Origin of the sequence: Paenibacillus sp. FSL R5-0473 (assembly GCF_038004565.1) — a bacterium.
In the GTDB taxonomy this organism is placed as follows: domain Bacteria; phylum Bacillota; class Bacilli; order Paenibacillales; family Paenibacillaceae; genus Paenibacillus; species Paenibacillus amylolyticus.
In genome coordinates this window covers 4,007,367-4,023,718 of sequence record NZ_JBBORL010000001.1, presented here as the reverse complement: position 1 = coordinate 4,023,718, position 16,352 = coordinate 4,007,367, and the positions used below count along the sequence as shown (strand labels likewise).

Below are 16,352 nucleotides of genomic sequence, written 5' to 3'. Positions count from 1 at the left end.
ACCTACTTTTCCGAAAGCCATTTTTTCAGTTCTGAAATGTCATCGTCTGAAAGCTTGTCACCGTCATACATGGCCGAAACCAAATTCTTGACTGAACCTTGATACAGTCCATCAAGAACATGCTGCGTTTCCTGTAGTTTGTAATCTTCGGGTTTCAGAAGAGGCTCATAATCATTGGTCCGTCCACGTCTCGTGACGGTAAGAGCGCCTTTATCCACCAACCGTGACAGAAAGGTAGACATGGTCTGCGCTTTCCACGCTTTCCCCTTCTCAGCAAATATGTCTAATAGTTCTGTGGAGGTGACCGGTGGGGCGCATGACCATATAACAACCATTAACTCCATTTCTGTTTCGGATAATTTTTGAATCTGGTTCACAGTGAACACTCCTTAACATCGTTATGCGTCCATAACGATCGTATTACTACACTACGTAGTACGTATAAACTACTACAACTTGTAGTGGATAGTCAAGTTATCCTGATAGATGATTGCCAAACCATGTTATAATATAGGTCATTAATAGAAGAACGATGTAGGAGTGAATGATCATTACAGCATATCAATTACCTGCTCTCTATGAGCAGAAGCGAATTTCAATGCAAGCGATGGAAGAGATTGTACGCCTGTTGGCGCAGGCACCACTATTATATGATGATGGACAGGGCATCCAGGTTCAGGATTACATGGGAGGCTTGGAGGTCGAACTTGAGCATGAGGTACGCCGTGCAGTGACCGAGTTGTACGAACTGGCTGTTCAGGCCTGCCGGGTCTTCGCCGATCCATTGGCGTACGAGCAACTTCAGGATGCGCTTGGGTTACAGGCTGAGTTATGGCAGGAGGAAGTGCTTACTCTTGCAAAGTGGATGGACTGGCTGAAGCAGATCAGTGAAGGAAAGAGAACACTGCCCGAGTACAACTTTACAGCCATGCTTGGCAATCTGCCAGATGGATTCATGATCCATGATTTTTATGATGAACTCCGATATCAGCTGGAACAAAACCCTGCAAACGCATGGGCTATCGAAGAGCGGGATCGCTTGTACGCAGCTCTTGGTGCGAAATAAATCAAACCAACGGGTCACCGGCGGTGTTAATCTAATATCTGTATTTTGCATGCATAGAAACATTCCAATCTATATCTTGCGAATTCTTTACCCAGTATGGGAAATGAGGGGATACCGTGAAGAAGGTTGTATTAGCTGGTGGAACGGGATTTGTTGGACAGGATTTTGCCCAAAGATTCAGAAAGCTGGGGTATGAGGTGTTAATTATCTCGCGTCAGCCCGGTCATATTGCCTGGGAGGATCGTGCAGGAATTATAGGGGCACTGGAAGAAGCAGAAATGTTGATTAACCTGGCAGGTAAATCGGTGAACTGCCGTTATACGGATGAGAATCGCAAAGTCATTCTGGAATCCAGAACCCGTACAACGCGCATTCTCGGGGAAGCCGTCCTAGCTTGTAATCAACCTCCCGAACTATGGATTAATTCGAGTACAGCGACCATATACAGACATGCTGAAGATCGTCCCATGACGGAAAAAGAGGGCGAGATTGGCTCCGGATTCTCGGTCGACGTTGCCAAGGCATGGGAACAGGCTTTCTTTGAATTCAGTCTGCCGTCTACGCGTCAGATTGCACTTCGGATTGCGATTGTGCTGGGCGAGGGCGGCGTGATGGTGCCCATGACGAACCTCGTCCGTTTTGGACTGGGAGGATCTCAAGGCGCAGGAACACAGCAGTTCAGCTGGATTCATATCGAGGATCTCTTCCGCATGGTAATCTATCTGCAAGAGCATCCACACTTGAATGGTGTGTTCAATGCGTCCTCTCCGCATCCGGTGACGAATCGGGAGCTAATGGCGCGTCTGAGAGAACAGATGGGGGTGCGGATTGGACTACCTTCTCCTCGCTGGATGCTTGAACTGGGCGCACGCTTCATTCAGACCGAGACGGAACTGGTTCTCAAAAGCCGTTGGGTGATTCCCGAGCGAATGGAGAGGGAAGGCTTCACGTTCACATACGGTACACTAGATGCAGCTCTTGCCGAGATTTTGAATAAGAAGAAATGACATTTCATAACAAAAGAAAACACAACAGGAAGGGCAGAGGCATCTGCCCTTTTGTTATATATGTTCAACTAAACATTTACACGATAACGGAGAGGATAGAAATAACTTGAAGAAGCGAAGCGGTCGCCTAAAAGCTTTCTGAAAGAAAGCTGCATCGGAAGCATATGCTTATCCCCGGATTTCCCCATTTTACAAAAGGAATCAAAAAAATCTGGGGATAACAGCGATCGGAAAGTTGTTCTGTCATCGCAGTGTCTGTGTAAATACTAATTAGCTGAACTTATAGAGGTTTTTCAAAAAGTCCGCTTTTGATTACGAAGGATGCCTATCGGCATCATCAGCATCGAATATGGAATTCAGCCGAAATAAGCTGGAGGCTTACGAAGTATGTTTCCTTTGGAAACATTGTGGTTGCTCACGTAGTTTGCCTACGCTCCGCTACTCCATTTCTAGCTTCATCCCATCTTCTCGGTACTGAAAACCGGTCTTTTTGAATACGAGCTTATATTATATCAGTCAGATGAACAGAAAGAGGTTGGGGAAATGCAACTTAGAAGAGTAAGGATCGCAGGGACAGGGAAGTACCTGCCTGAACAGGAAGTCACCGATGAGGAACTGGATCGCCGCTTGGACGTGCCTGCGGGCTGGGTTAGCAAAGCTACAGGCGTAGGTGTACGTCATTATGCTTCGGGTGAAGAAACCTCCTCTTTCATGGGCGCACGGGCTGCGGAAGCTGCACTGGCGGATGCAGGATTACAATTTAGTGATATCGACTGTCTGGTGTGTACCAGTGGCACGAAGGAACAACCGTTGCCAAGTACGGCGGTATTTATCCAGCAGGCCATGGGGCAGCAAGATTCGGGCGTACCTGCCTTTGATATGGATGCAACCTGCCTAAGTTTCCTGAACGGACTGGATGTGATTTCCTATATGGTAGATGCTGGACGTTACCAGCGAGTACTGCTCGTAGCCACTGAGATTGCCTCAGCCGGACTGAATTGGTCGGATAAAGAAAGTGCGGCCCTGTTCGGAGATGGAGCGGCCGCTGTTATTATTGAGCGTTCGCCTGAAGGGTCATCCTCTCAGATTGTACATGCTTCCCTTCAAACCTACAGCCGAGGTGCTCGCTTCTCGGAGATTGCAGGTGGAGGTACACGTCTGCATGCTTCGAATTATAAGGCGGATCAGCCTGAACCCTACCTTTTTCATATGGATGGACAGGCGATCTTCCGCATGGCTTCCAGACTTTTGCCTGGATTCATTGGTGATATGTTGCAGGCGACCGGGAATCGAATGGAGGATTTCCAATTGGTCATTCCCCATCAGGGAAGTGCCATGGCGATGAGACTGATTCGCAAGAAGCTTGGCATTGCTGAAGATCGGTTTATGGACATCACACGAAATCACGGCAATACGATTGCGGCATCGATCCCGATGGGTCTGCATGAAGCGATTAAACAACGGCGTATTCAGCGTGGTGATCGGGTGTTGATGATTGGCACGGCTGCCGGATTATCATTGGGAGGACTCATTTTTGACTACTAGATCTGGGGAAACCAGACATCGTACAGTTGCTTCTCTCCGTGTGCTGCTTACAGGCGGAAGGGCTCCTGTAACACTCGATCTGGCACGCATGCTTCATCGGGCAGGCCATCGGGTCTATGTCGCGGAGAGTGCCGTACGGCATCTGACCAGATTATCTCGTGCAGTGGAACAGTGCGCTGTGGTCCCGTCGCCACGTCATGACACACGTGCGTATCTGGCAGAGCTGGAACGGTTGGCACAGGATTGGCAGATCGACCTGTTGATTCCGATGTGTGAAGAAGTCTTCTATGTTGCCCAAGGGGCAGACAGATTGCGTGCATATTGCCGTGTTCTGGTTACAACTCTGGAGCAGCTACATGAGTTGCACCATAAATATGATTTTATCCAGCTTGCAAGGTCACTCGGTCTTTCGGTTCCGGATACACGTCTGATCCACAGTCGGCAGGAATGGATGGAAGCCCAGTCTGTTATAGAAAAAGTAGGAGATTGGGTGTGGAAACCGGTGTATTCCCGCTTTGCAGCCAAAGTTCGCATGCCAACACTCATGAACGATGAGGCTAGGGCAGGGACGGATCAGGAAGGAAACGTAAGTGAAAAGAAACGTCGACATTTCCGTAACGACCCTCCGGACGAGGTAGCACTATCATCTATTTCACCTTGGGTTGCACAGGCCTACATTCCTGGTCAGATGTTGTGTACATACAGCATAGCGCATGAAGGGCAACTGGTTGCACATGCCACTTACGACAGTCGCTATCGTACAGGAAGCGTGGGAGCCAGTGTTTTTTTTGAACAGGTGGAACATGAAGGTGCCCTTGCGTGGGTGAGACAATTTGTTGAGGCAACGGGGTTTAGCGGACAGATTGGGTTTGATTTTATAGAAGGTCAGGATAGGCGAGTGTACGCGATTGAGTGTAATCCGAGGGCAACGAGCGGGATTCATCTGTTTCACCCCGGAGATGACTTGGTGCGTGCACTAACTGAACCGGAGACGTTGGTAAAAGAAAGAAAAATGATCACTCCCGCACGTGGCACCAAAGCCATGCTCATGCTTCCCATGCTGGGAAGCGGGTTGCAGCAGATCTTAGGCAAAAGGAAGCTCCGTGCATGGATAGCTGCGTGGCGTGGAGCCAGGGATGTGGTCTATGTAGGGCAGGATATCCAGCCTGTATTTGAACAATTCGAAGTGGTGCTAGCTGCATGGCGTCTGGCAAGATCGCAGAAGTGCTCGCTGACTGAAGCTTTGACTCATGACATAGAATGGAACGGTGAACAACAATGAATAGAGCATTGGTTACAGGAGCTACGGGATGTCTGGGCAGGCATCTCGCGATACGACTTGCTAAAGAGGGATGGGAAGTCACTGGCATGGGCCGACAGCCAAAGGTTGGTGCAGAACTTGAGTTGGCAGGAATCCGATTCCTGAATGGAGATATACGGGATGAGGCTGCAGTGAACAAAGCGTGTACGGGACAGGATGTGGTGTTTCACTGTGCAGCTCTATCCTCGCCATGGGGCCGATATCGTGACTTTTATAGCAGTAATGTAGAAGGCACACAAAACCTCATTGATGGCTGCCTGCATAATGAGGTGCAGCGATTCATACATGTCTCAACTCCGAGTATATATTTTAACTACAACCCGCGGTATAACGTACATGAGAATGATCCGTTGCCATCCAAACCAGCCAATCATTATGCAGCCACGAAGCTTCTCGCTGAGCAGGTTGTAATGGAGGGGCATGCGAAGGGACTTCCATCGATCATGATTCGACCGCGAGCCATTTTTGGTCCGTATGATCAGACGTTATTTCCCAGAATTGTCGCAGCAAACGCAAAATCGGGCGTGCCCATGATCGGTGGTGGACAGGCTTTAATCGATCTGACATGTGTGGATAATGTGGTGGATGCCCTATTATTGTGTCGCGATGCCTCTGACGAAGCGCTCGGCAGAGCCTACAATATCTCGAATGGCGATCCAAGGGCGTTCAGTGAGTTGGTGAGCAGCCTGTTTGGCATGCTGGATATGCCCTTGCGTCGTCGAAACATTCCTTATCGGATGGCATATGGTGTGGCAGCGTTGCTAGAGCGAGTTCATGGCTTTATCCCTGCGATGGGTGAACCTGCATTGACACGGTATACAGTCGGCTCCTTATCTATTCCACAGACATTGGATATTACGGATGCAAGGGAGCAATTGGGGTATGTCCCTCGGGTGTCCATTGAAGAGGGATTACAACAATTTGCAGACTGGTGGAGGGCTGAATCATGCTGACAACAATTCCTGTGGAACTATATTTGGGTGCGGCGGGTTATTGTACACATCCAGAGTTTCTGACGCTGCGTGGTGGTCGATTGAGCCCAGTACCTTTCCCGGCAGGATTTGCCTGCATCATTCATCCCGTACATGGACCGATCCTGCTGGATACGGGATATAGTTCCCGCTTTTTCGAGGAAACGGCTCATTTGCCTAACGCACTGTATCGTCATATTACACCTGTGGTCTATCGTGAAGAGGATAGTGCCGTTCATTTTTTGGCTCGAATTGGACTGAAAGCTTCGGATATTCGGTATATCATCCTCTCGCATTTTCACGGCGATCATATCGCGGGTGTACGAGATTTCCCGGAGGCACAATTCATCTATCTGCCAAGAGCCTATGATGCTGTGCGCTCACTTGGTCCGATTGCGGCTGTAAAAGCAGGTTTTCTTGCGGGGCTGTTGCCCGAGGATTTTATAGTCAGATCATTGCCAGTTACGTGTGAGCCTGAGCGATGGATAAGAGCGGGGGAAGCTTTCCCTTTTGATGAGGTCTACGACATCTTTGGTGATGGCAGTCTGCTTGGGGTGGATGTATCCGGTCATGCGGAAGGCATGATGGGACTCCTGTTGCGTACAGAAGAACATGACTATTTTCTCTGTGCGGACGCGGTATGGTCGAGTCGGGCTTTTCGTGAACAGCGCAGACCGAATATTCTTGCTGGAATCATCATGTCGAATCGACAGGAATACAATCGTAACTTTGACAAGCTGGTTCAGCTGCATCAGCAGTTTCCCCACATTCAGATTGTGCCGAGTCATTGCCGAGAGGTATTGGACGCTTGGGGTACAGGAGGGCAGAAACGATGAGTAATACCTTTCGTATTGTGGTTCATTATGCACTCGCACGTGGGCTGCGAAAATGGAAAACACGAGAACAACTTGAGCGCTGGCAAGAGCGCCGGATTATTCGGCATGTTCATCAGATCCGTGCCCGATCTCCGTTTTACCGGAAGTGGTGGGGTGGCGTGGACGCAACCGACTGGAGAAGCTTTCCGTTGATTGACAAATCAACCATGATGGAACATTTTGATACACTGAACACGGTGGGTATTACCAAGGACAAAGCTCTGGCTCTTGCAGGTGAAAGTGAAGAAACACGTGACTTCAAACCTTCCATTCAAGGTGTGACGGTTGGACTGTCTTCGGGCACGTCAGGGAACCGGGGGATATTTTTGGTGAGTGATCGGGAGCAGGATGCGTGGACGGGTACGGTGTTGGCCAAGTTGCTGCCTGGTGGACTGTGGAAACCTGCGAAGATTGCGTTTTTCCTGCGGGCCAACAGTAATCTGTATGAATCGGTGCAACGTGGTAAATTGCAGTTTCAGTACTTTGATCTGCTGGAACGTGTGGAGACCTTGGTTAAACGTCTGGAAACCTACCAACCTACCGTGTGGGTGGCTCCTCCATCCATGCTACGTCTGTTGGCGGATGCGTATGTGGCAGGATATCTGACTGCTGTACCGGATAAAATCATCTCTGTTGCCGAGGTGCTGGACCCCCTGGATCGCAAGGTGTTGGAGAAGATCTTCGGACAGACCGTTCATCAAGTCTATCAGTGTACAGAAGGGTTCCTGGGTGCAACCTGTCGTTATGGCACACTGCATTTGAATGAAGATATCGTGCATATTGAAAAAGAGTTCATTGATCCCGCCACCCGACGGTTCGTGCCCATTATTACGGACTTCTCCAGAACATCACAGCCGATCATCCGGTATCGGCTGAATGATATTCTGACCGAGGCGGCGCTGCCATGTGCCTGTGGTTCCCCGTTTACTGCCATTGAGCGGATTGAAGGCCGCTGTGATGACACGCTTTATTTTTCAAACATGCATACGGGTGAGGCGGTACCGGTCTTTCCGGATTTCGTTACCCGTTCGGTCATTGCGGCTTCGCCGGATATTGAACATTATCGTGTGGTGCAGCAAGGGGACGGAACAATGGAGGTATCCCTTCGACTTGGCGGGAACGCAGTGATGGCTCAGGTTGAGACCAATGTACTGCTGGAACTGATGAAGCTGGGAGAGCGGCTTGAATGCACCTTACCTGAGATCAGATTTGTACCGTATACGTTTGAACCGGGACTTACGAAGCTGCGCAGGGTGGAGAGACGGCATAATGGAGTGGCGGATTAAGCAGCAAGGGCCGTGCGGTATAGGTAGGAACGGGAAGTAAGTAATTTACCGAGGAAAGAAGGTCACGCCGTGACAGTAGAGGAAAACTTAACAGAAGCCGGACAGGGACGGATTAATGCAGGTTCTGATGTAGTGAAAAAGACGAAGGAAGGAACTAACGCTCCGGTGGCCTTAATTACGGGTACATCCAGTGGTTTCGGTATGCTTACTGCGATCACCCTTGCCAAGCAGGGATACCTTGTTGTTGCTACAATGCGTGATCTGAGTCGAAGAGAAGAATTGGTGAAACTGGCTGAACAGGCGGGGGTAGCTGAACGTTTGCAATATGTGCAACTGGATGTGACCGATGCTGAATCGGTGCAGAAAGCTGTTGGGTCCGTACTTCTTAATAATGGCCGAATCGACATGGTGGTGAACAATGCAGGATTTGCGGTTGGCGGGTTCATTGAGGAAGTATCGATGGAGGATTGGCGGCGCCAGATGGAAACGAATCTGTTTGGATTAATCGCCGTGACACGGGCGGTCCTGCCTGTGATGCGTGAACAGAAGCAGGGGTTAATTGTTAACTTGTCCAGCGTCAGTGGTTTGTCCGGTTTTCCAGGGTATGCGCCCTATGCTGCCTCCAAATTCGCTGTGGAAGGATTCACGGAAAGTTTGCGTCATGAGATGTCTTCGTTTGGTGTTCGGGTGGTATTAGTTGAGCCTGGCTCTTATCGCACACCGATCTGGAATAAAGGTTTGGGTGAGATTCACCGGAGCGAGGACTCTCCGTATAAGCATAAGCTGGACGCGGTTCTTCGTTATTCCAAACATGCGAGCGAGACAGCTCCTGATCCACAGGAGGTAGCTGATCTGATTGGCCGAATTGCACGGATGCGTGCACCAAGACTTCGATATGCGCTCGGAAAAGGTTCGCGTGTGCTCATCATAGGTAAAGCACTGCTACCGTGGAAGTGGCTGGAGTGGATCATCGCCCGTGGTTTAAAATAGAGATTAGGCAGGAGCCAAAATTGTACAGTTTGCGAATGGGAGGGGTTAGCCATATTCGAATTCATCGTCATCATTTTACTTCTTGCGATTGTGGGTCTGCTCTTTCATATCAATAGCAAGCTGCCAGCGCGTGACCGGGTGAAGGAAGCAATGGAACGGGATCGGAATCAGAAACATAATCAGGATGCTCCAAATTAAAACGCGGAGGTTACCAATGAAAATGGCATTCGTTTTGTTTGATGGACTGACTTTCCTTGATTTTGCAGGATTTTATGATGTGATCAATCGGTTGAATTTCTTTGAACCTACCAAAGGAACGACGTGGGAAACCTGTGCCATGACAGATCAGGTCACGGATGAGTCAGGTCTAACGTTGAAGGTGGATCGAGTGAAGCCTGACCTATCGGAATATGATCTCGTGTTTATCCCCGGAGGCATGGGAACGCGCAAGCTTCGATATGACGAGGCCTTTGTAGGTTGGCTGAAACAGGCTGAGTCTGTGCCTTTGAAGGTTTCGGTGTGCACAGGCTCTCTGCTGCTGGGTGCGGCTGGTTTTTTATCCGGCAAAAAAGCAACAACACATCCCCGTGCATATAATTTGCTTGAGCCGTATGTCACCGAGGTGATTCAGAAGCGGATTGTAAAAGATGGGAATGTCATTACGGCCGGTGGTGTGGCCACGTCCATTGATCTGGGGATTTATGTTGTTAGGTTGCTTGCAGGACAGGAAGCGGCAACGAATGTAAAACTTCAGATCGATTATCCTTATGAGATGCAGGGAGTGGTCGAAGAATGAATGAAGGCCAAAAGCAAGAGACCTATACCATTCGCAATATTCAGCGGGATGAAGCAGACATCTACTGGCCTTTGCGACTGGAAGCACTGAAAACACATCCTGAAGCCTTCGGGGCTTCGTTCGAGTTGTCCATTCAGCTCCCCATGAGTGAAGTGCAGGAGCGCATACATAATGAACCGGATGATTATATTCTGGGAGCATACACAGAAGAAGGAACCTTGGCGGGAATGATGGGTTTCAAAAGAGAGTATGGCCTAAAGCTCAGGCACAAAGGCATGATCTGGGGCGTCTATGTTGCTCCGCCATATCGGGGAAGTGGGCTGGCTTCGCTCTTGCTCCGCGAGGTGCTGGATCGTGGAAGACATCTGGAAGGCATCAAGCAGATTAATCTGAGTGTAGTGACAACAAATAAATCAGCCCGACGTTTATACGAGCGATATGGATTTGAAGTCTACGGCATCGAGCGTAACGCATTGGAAGTCAACGGTCAGGGATATGATGAGGCGCATATGAATTACTTTTATACGGAGCATTCAACATTGAATGAAGATACCAGCACAGGAGGAGTCCGATGACAGATCAAGTTGAACTTGAGATCGATGGTATTTCCTTTGTTTTAAAAGAGTCTCATTCTTTCGATTGGTTACAGCCATTGGGTACGGTCTTTCGCGTATTCGATCAGCAGGATTCAGGGAATATCTCCTTCGGTATTGTGCAAAAGGATGGAAAGCGATTGTTCGTTAAATATGCGGGAGCACATACAATTCATGCGAATCATACGGGAAGTCCCCCGGAAGCCATTCTTAATCTGAAATCATCTGTTTCCGTTTACGAAGATTTGGCGCATGACACGTTGATTCGACTAACGGATCATTTTGCAACGGATGAGGGGTATGCCTGTGTATTCGATTGGGTGGATGGGCAGTGTCTGCACTCCCATTGGTATTTTCCGCCTCCGGCCAAATATGAAGATCCGCGTTCACCCTATTATCGGTTCAGAGAGCTTCCTGTTGAGACACGCATTCGGGCAATGGAGCAGATTCTGGATTTTCATATCGAGGTGGAACGAAGAGGTTATGTGGCTGTAGATCTGTATGATGGCAGTCTGATCTATGATTTTGACAGAAACTTTATGAAAATTTGTGATATCGACTTGTATCGGAAGGGCTCTTTTACCAATACCATGGGGCGCATGTGGGGATCTTCCCGCTTTATGTCCCCTGAGGAATTTGAGTTGGGTGCACCCATAGATGCGGTTACCAATGTATTCAACATGGGGGCAATGGCGTTTGGGTTGCTTGGTGGGGAGAAAGATCGTTCCTATGACAGATGGGATGCCAGAGAAGCATTGTATCAGGTTGTGATACGTGCAGTGAGCGATGATCGGTCCGAGCGGTACGCATCGATTGCGGAACTTGGTGAGGCCTGGAAACAAGCTGCGATTTAAGGTCAATGAGTGAGTGGTTGAATTTTCGCAAATGTGCAAAATCCATTCGTATATGTGTGTGAAATCCCGTATAATGGAAATTATTAAGGGGGTGCAGATGATGTGCAGATATGCCTTGTCAGGACCATATAAAGACATCTATGCATGTTTCATTTGTCGCAAATCATTTAAACAAGTTTCCAGACATGACCTGAGCCCTGAGGTGGTGGCACAACTTGAATATAAATGCCCGCAATGTGCCACGTCTATGGTCAGCATGGGACAGGATTTCCAGGCGCCCAAGCAAAATGATACCAAACAATGGACCAAAGTGATGATGTTGTATCGTCATGGTTTTACCTATCATAATTGCGGGTGCGGGGCTGGATATCGACCGGCTGATTTACGTGAATTATCCGATTTTCTGGAGCAGCAGGAAGCTGGTAAAGGCAGTGAAGGCAAACGATTATTGCAAAGGTTAACTTCATAGTTATGGTTCCAAAATCCAACCTGTCGTCTATGGAAATGTTGAAAATACAGGTGAGCACGTTGTATACAATCAATGAGCAGCAGCGTCTATTAAGCATTAACGAGCCAGGTGGTGGGCAAGCTCCAGCCATTTTTATCGGCATGACTTCTGCTGGTTCACTGATCTATTACCATGAGCAGTTACCGCCGGATCTAATGAATGAGTTGGGTAGGGATTGCGAGCTTCCGTTGGATATTCCGAAACTGATTCGCAAGGTGGAAACCTTTGAGCCAGTTAACCGTGTGTGGATGGGACCCGCCTATGCTTTTCCTGAGATATCTCACGAGTGGAATCAGAAGGTTCAGTTGATTGGTCAGGAGCAGCATTATTTGCTGGCAGAGCATTTCCCTGAATTAACAGACTACTTGTATGAAAAAAGCCCTGTTGCCGCTTATGTTATTGGGGATTCTGCTGTGGCAGTGTGTTGCTCCGCGAGGCTCTCCGATCATGGGGCGGAAGCGAGTCTGTATACGGCACCCGGTTACAGAGGACATGGATATGCAGTGGAGACGGTAAAGTGCTGGCAGTATTATGTCAAGGAGCGTGGACGCATGCCAATCTACAGTACATCTTGGGATAATCTCGCTTCACAGCAAGTTGCCCGTAAACTCGGATTAATTCAGTTCGGTGTGGATTTCAGTATCACAACTGTGGATTTGAGGAAGGACTGTGATGTCTGATGATCCGCACTTTCGTACAAAAGGATCTGCAGTATGTCATTGAAGCACATATCCGAATCTATCGAAACGAGTATAATTATGATCATAGCTTTGCTGAATTTATCACCAATGGCGCGCGTAGATTATATCAATCTGTGGGCTTTGAAGTGAAGGAAGTCCGCAAGCAGATGTTGTCAGGTCAGGAGCTTACCGAAGAACAATGGGAACTTGTTCTGTAGTTGGCCGGGGGCTTGAGCATGAAAGCTGAATCTGTTGCGTTAACTCGTTGGTGAAAGGAGTGGTACAGTGAATCGGAGAAGACTGATTCTGGGTTTGTTATCCGTATGCACAGCATTGACGGTAGCAGCATGTTCGATTCGGACAGAAGACCAAGCATTAACAGCATCGATTGAAAGCAACCTGCAGCAGATGGTTAGCGACCCTGTCCTCCTGACCAGCAGCAATCCGAATGATTATATTGCTGGTAACCGGGAGGCTTACGACGACATCTTGAATACGGGGGAGGCAGGACTGCCTTTCCTGCTACAGCAGCTCGAATCCAGTCCGGATAATGGTCTCAAGGAATGGATCATGGCTCAGGCAAGTACTGAACTGCTTGGAGAGCTTAACCCTGTAAAGGCGTGGCATAGTGGCAAGGACTGGCTCAGACAGTATAAAATGAGCGTAGAATAATGGCTTATCTTCTCTATAGTACCTGACTTAGCGGAAGTAATGGAGGGGGCGGAATCGATTCTGAAGAAGCGATAGCGTTCGCCTATGTCTCCGAATTTATACATCTATAAGGTTATTTAAGAAAATTTGGAGACAACAGCCATCAGAAGAACGATCCGTAACCGGAATGGTTCCCGCAAGCCGTCAAGCACTGTAGTGTGTGATGAGCCGGAAGTACAAACCTCACCTCCAGTCAGCATGAGCAGCATTGAGAGGTTCTTGGAACCCGAAAGAATACATTATAGAGGTGAAATCCTTGACTAAAAAAATTGCTTTTTTTGATTCAGGCATCGGTGGTTTGACCGTTTTGCATCAGGCATTAAAACAGTTTCCGGAAGAAAAATTTCTGTATTATGCGGATACTTTACATGTCCCGTATGGAACCAAGTCTGCGGATGAGGTTAGAGGACATATTTTTGATTGTGTGGAAGCCATCGTTCAGGAGGATGTCCAGGCAATCGTGATTGCTTGTAATACAGCAACAAGTCTGGCTGTGAAGGATCTGCGCGCCAAGTACGATATCCCGATCATTGGCATGGAGCCTGCGGTGAAACCAGCCGTGGAGATGAATCGTGATAGTGGTAAGAGAGTGCTTGTATTTGCCACGGCCCTCACCTTGAGCCAAACCAAGTATAACGAACTGGTATCACGTGTTGATGATCACCACAGTGTGGATTCCATTGCGCTGCCGGAACTAGTGGAGTGGTGTGAACAGCTGGATTTTGATCCGGGCAAAATCGCTGATTATTTCCGGTTCAAGCTGGCAGATCTCGATCTTCATATGTATGGCACAGTGGTGCTTGGTTGCACGCATTATCCATACTATACGTCCATTCTGCGCACGGTTCTGCCAGATCATATACAGATTATTGATGGCAGTACAGGCACGGTAAACCATCTGAAGCAGCGGCTTGGACTGGTGGCTCAGCATGGAGACAGAACAGGGGAACAGGTCACTTTCCTCAGTTCATCAGGCCGACCGGAAGAGCAGGAGAAGATGTCCAGTGCACTCCAATATCTTGAGATGAACTCCAAGTAAGTTACACCATAGGAGGTGATAGCTATGCAGTCCATTTATCTTATCCGTCACGCCAAGGCCACAGGGCAGGAACCCCATGCAGAGCTTACAGATGAAGGGATCAGGCAGGCCGAAAAACTTGCAGATATCCTGGCTCATCATTCCATAACGTATATTGTCTCCAGTCCATGGAAAAGGGCCGTTCAGACCGCTATGCCCCTGGGCATAGCAACGCTGCAACATATACATACGGATGAACGTCTCCAGGAGAGGATACTTAGCTCTCTTGATCTGCCAAACTGGATGGATGTACTGAAACGTACATACGATGATGTGGATTGGGTGGAAGAAGGCGGGGAATCTTCGAGAAACGCGGCTGCAAGGGGGCTGGCACTACTGGAAGAGTTGTGGAGCAGACCGGAACAGCACGGGGCCGTGGTTACACATGGGAACTTGTTATCACTGCTTATTCGTGAGTATGAACCATCCTTTGGTTATGAAGAGTGGACCAAACTGTCTAACCCGGATGTGTATGTGCTGGAGAGACAACGACCGGATGCAGGGCTGTCCACCATTCGAAGAATCTGGACAGATTAAACAGCAAAAGAGTGCTCCAGCGATATTATATCAGCCAGAACACTCTTTTCGTTTATCCACGGGGCATACTACAATGCAGCAATCATGATCATAACCCATCCAGCCAAAAATGCGACTCCGCCAAGTGGGGTAACGGCTCCCAATTTGCGAACACCCGTCACACTTAAAACGTACAGGCTGCCAGAGAACAGGATAATCCCGGCGAACATCAGCCATCCGGCAAGCATGACGAGTGAAGAGGATTCAAGACGGTCTGCCAGCAGTCCGATCAGGATGATGCCCAGTCCGTGGATGAGGTGATATTGAACACCGGTTTCATAGATTTTGATCATGTCAGCCGATAGTTTGCGCTTGAGCGCGTGTGCGCCAAAAGCACCCAATGCAACAGCCAGGAACATCATAATACTGCCGAGTATAATCAGGGTTTGCAATGTGTTTTTCTCTCCTTTTAAGGGTAATTAGATATAACATCAAAGTGTACTGCACGAGTGTTGTCTACAGTTTGCGCAATTGAATCTGCCCAATGGAGTGATCGGCTTCCTTTTTCAGAATCAGTCTGGCACGTCCTTTGGTTGGCAAAATGTTTTCATGCAGGTTTTTGGCATTGATATCTTGCCAGATCTGGTTGGCCGTACGCACGGTTTCTTCTTCATCGATATTGGCGAATCGTTGATGGAAAAAGGAATCCGTGTTCTGGAACGCTGTATTGCGGAGTAGCTTAAAACGCTCAACGTACCAGTGTCGTATATGCTCTTCTTCCGCATCAATGTAGATGGAAAAATCGAAGAAATCACTAACCAGCAAAGGCGTTTCCTTTTTGATCTGAAGTACATTGATACCTTCAATAATGAGAATATCCGGTTGACAGATCTGCTTCTCTTCTCCTTGAATGACATCGTAGGCGAGGTGAGAGTAGACGGGTGCTTTCACTTCGGGTTTGCCAGATTTCACATCACCCATGAACTGAATCAGGGATTTGATATCATAACTTTCCGGGAATCCCTTGCGGTTCATGATGCCCTTCTCTTGCAGCACCGCATTGGGATATAAGAAACCGTCGGTTGTGACAAGGTCAACCTTCGGGCTATTCTTACCTCTGGCGAGCAGTGCCTGTAGTAAGCGGGCCGCTGTACTTTTGCCCACGGCAACACTCCCCCCGATTCCAATGATGTAGGGAGTGGGGAGGGCTTCTTTTTTCATAAAGGAGGCCGTCAGTTGATTCAGCTCTCGTGAAACTCTTGCATATAGGTTAATAAAGTGGGTAAGAGGCAAATATATATCTTCGACTTCTTGAATCGATACCTCTTCATTCAATCCCTTTAACTGTTCTAATTCGGCTTCCGTCAGTGGAAGAGTGGTCTGATGTTCTTTAAGTTCAGCCCATTCCTTGCGGTTAAACTCGATGTAAGGAGAGTATAAATTCATGAGATCCCGCTTTCTGTATGTAATATAATTGTGGACACAATCTTTAGTGTATCAAATTTCAGGAAACTGACAACACCTTTACATTGTGCCTTTCATAATGCCTTTCGTC

20 protein-coding genes are annotated in these 16,352 nt (G+C 48.4%); 17 read left to right on the top strand and 3 right to left on the bottom strand.

Annotated features, from left to right (window positions below; genetic code table 11):
* Window positions 1-2 precede the first annotated feature (2 nt).
* Entirely contained in the window at window positions 3-377 is a 375-nt protein-coding gene (locus MKY28_RS17490; protein WP_017689706.1) for a BlaI/MecI/CopY family transcriptional regulator, read from the bottom strand.
* A gap of 167 nt (window positions 378-544) precedes the next feature.
* Between MKY28_RS17490 and MKY28_RS17485 the strand changes: the two genes are divergently transcribed.
* The 17 genes from MKY28_RS17485 to MKY28_RS17405 all read left to right on the top strand — a co-directional run bounded on the left by MKY28_RS17485 (window position 545) and on the right by MKY28_RS17405 (window position 14,818).
* Window positions 545-1,066 (top strand): hypothetical protein, encoded by a 522-nt coding sequence (locus MKY28_RS17485; protein ID WP_076252508.1) that lies wholly within the window; start codon window positions 545-547, stop codon window positions 1,064-1,066.
* Between the two features lie 116 nt (window positions 1,067-1,182).
* Complete coding sequence (locus MKY28_RS17480; RefSeq protein ID WP_340936477.1) at window positions 1,183-2,073, top strand: TIGR01777 family oxidoreductase; 891 nt, start codon at window positions 1,183-1,185, stop codon at window positions 2,071-2,073.
* Between the two features lie 543 nt (window positions 2,074-2,616).
* Window positions 2,617-3,618 carry a beta-ketoacyl-ACP synthase III gene (locus MKY28_RS17475; RefSeq protein ID WP_340936475.1) on the top strand — a complete coding sequence of 334 codons (1,002 nt, stop codon included), beginning with the start codon at window positions 2,617-2,619 and terminating at the stop codon, window positions 3,616-3,618.
* Window positions 3,608-4,900: an ATP-grasp domain-containing protein gene (locus MKY28_RS17470; protein WP_340936474.1), complete on the top strand. Its 1,293-nt coding sequence runs from the start codon at window positions 3,608-3,610 to the stop codon at window positions 4,898-4,900. The genes MKY28_RS17475 and MKY28_RS17470 overlap by 11 nt, the downstream gene beginning before the upstream one ends.
* Window positions 4,897-5,892, top strand: a complete 996-nt coding sequence (locus MKY28_RS17465; RefSeq protein WP_340936473.1) for an NAD-dependent epimerase/dehydratase family protein — start codon at window positions 4,897-4,899, stop codon at window positions 5,890-5,892. The genes MKY28_RS17470 and MKY28_RS17465 overlap by 4 nt, the downstream gene beginning before the upstream one ends.
* Window positions 5,886-6,746, top strand: a complete 861-nt coding sequence (locus tag MKY28_RS17460) for an MBL fold metallo-hydrolase (RefSeq protein ID WP_340936472.1) — start codon at window positions 5,886-5,888, stop codon at window positions 6,744-6,746. The genes MKY28_RS17465 and MKY28_RS17460 overlap by 7 nt, the downstream gene beginning before the upstream one ends.
* Entirely contained in the window at window positions 6,743-8,071 is a 1,329-nt protein-coding gene (locus MKY28_RS17455) for a F390 synthetase-related protein (RefSeq protein ID WP_340936471.1), read from the top strand. Before MKY28_RS17460 ends, MKY28_RS17455 begins: the two co-directional genes overlap by 4 nt.
* Before the next feature lie 69 nt (window positions 8,072-8,140).
* A complete protein-coding gene (locus MKY28_RS17450) occupies window positions 8,141-9,061 on the top strand; it encodes an SDR family oxidoreductase (protein ID WP_340936470.1) in 921 nt (306 codons plus the stop codon).
* 214 nt (window positions 9,062-9,275) lie between these two features.
* Window positions 9,276-9,857, top strand: a complete 582-nt coding sequence (locus MKY28_RS17445) for a DJ-1/PfpI family protein (RefSeq protein WP_340936469.1) — start codon at window positions 9,276-9,278, stop codon at window positions 9,855-9,857.
* The gene (locus MKY28_RS17440) at window positions 9,854-10,432 is read left to right on the top strand and encodes a GNAT family N-acetyltransferase (RefSeq protein ID WP_340936468.1); all 579 of its coding nucleotides are present in this window, start codon (window positions 9,854-9,856) and stop codon (window positions 10,430-10,432) included. Before MKY28_RS17445 ends, MKY28_RS17440 begins: the two co-directional genes overlap by 4 nt.
* Window positions 10,429-11,304, top strand: a complete 876-nt coding sequence (locus MKY28_RS17435) for a serine/threonine protein kinase (RefSeq protein WP_340936467.1) — start codon at window positions 10,429-10,431, stop codon at window positions 11,302-11,304. The genes MKY28_RS17440 and MKY28_RS17435 overlap by 4 nt, the downstream gene beginning before the upstream one ends.
* Window positions 11,305-11,401: 97 nt before the next feature.
* Entirely contained in the window at window positions 11,402-11,773 is a 372-nt protein-coding gene (locus tag MKY28_RS17430) for a hypothetical protein (protein WP_321163442.1), read from the top strand.
* A gap of 2 nt (window positions 11,774-11,775) precedes the next feature.
* Window positions 11,776-12,492 (top strand): GNAT family N-acetyltransferase, encoded by a 717-nt coding sequence (locus MKY28_RS17425; RefSeq protein ID WP_340936466.1) that lies wholly within the window; start codon window positions 11,776-11,778, stop codon window positions 12,490-12,492.
* Entirely contained in the window at window positions 12,492-12,710 is a 219-nt protein-coding gene (locus MKY28_RS17420) for a hypothetical protein (protein WP_076318292.1), read from the top strand. Before MKY28_RS17425 ends, MKY28_RS17420 begins: the two co-directional genes overlap by 1 nt.
* A gap of 67 nt (window positions 12,711-12,777) precedes the next feature.
* Window positions 12,778-13,164: a hypothetical protein gene (locus MKY28_RS17415; RefSeq protein ID WP_036610226.1), complete on the top strand. Its 387-nt coding sequence runs from the start codon at window positions 12,778-12,780 to the stop codon at window positions 13,162-13,164.
* A 295-nt stretch (window positions 13,165-13,459) separates the two neighbouring features.
* Entirely contained in the window at window positions 13,460-14,242 is a 783-nt protein-coding gene (murI, locus tag MKY28_RS17410) for a glutamate racemase (RefSeq protein WP_339198352.1), read from the top strand.
* 24 nt (window positions 14,243-14,266) lie between these two features.
* A complete protein-coding gene (locus MKY28_RS17405; RefSeq protein ID WP_340936465.1) occupies window positions 14,267-14,818 on the top strand; it encodes a histidine phosphatase family protein in 552 nt (183 codons plus the stop codon).
* Window positions 14,819-14,886: 68 nt separating this feature from the next.
* On the opposite strand, the gene MKY28_RS17400 is transcribed toward MKY28_RS17405, so the two are convergent.
* Both MKY28_RS17400 and coaA read right to left on the bottom strand, forming a co-directional pair.
* Window positions 14,887-15,249, bottom strand: coding sequence for a DUF423 domain-containing protein (locus tag MKY28_RS17400; RefSeq protein ID WP_036610220.1), 363 nt, complete (start codon window positions 15,247-15,249; stop codon window positions 14,887-14,889).
* Window positions 15,250-15,313: 64 nt separating this feature from the next.
* Window positions 15,314-16,243, bottom strand: a complete 930-nt coding sequence (gene coaA, locus MKY28_RS17395; RefSeq protein WP_076318295.1) for a type I pantothenate kinase — start codon at window positions 16,241-16,243, stop codon at window positions 15,314-15,316.
* Window positions 16,244-16,352: the final 109 nt, after the last annotated feature.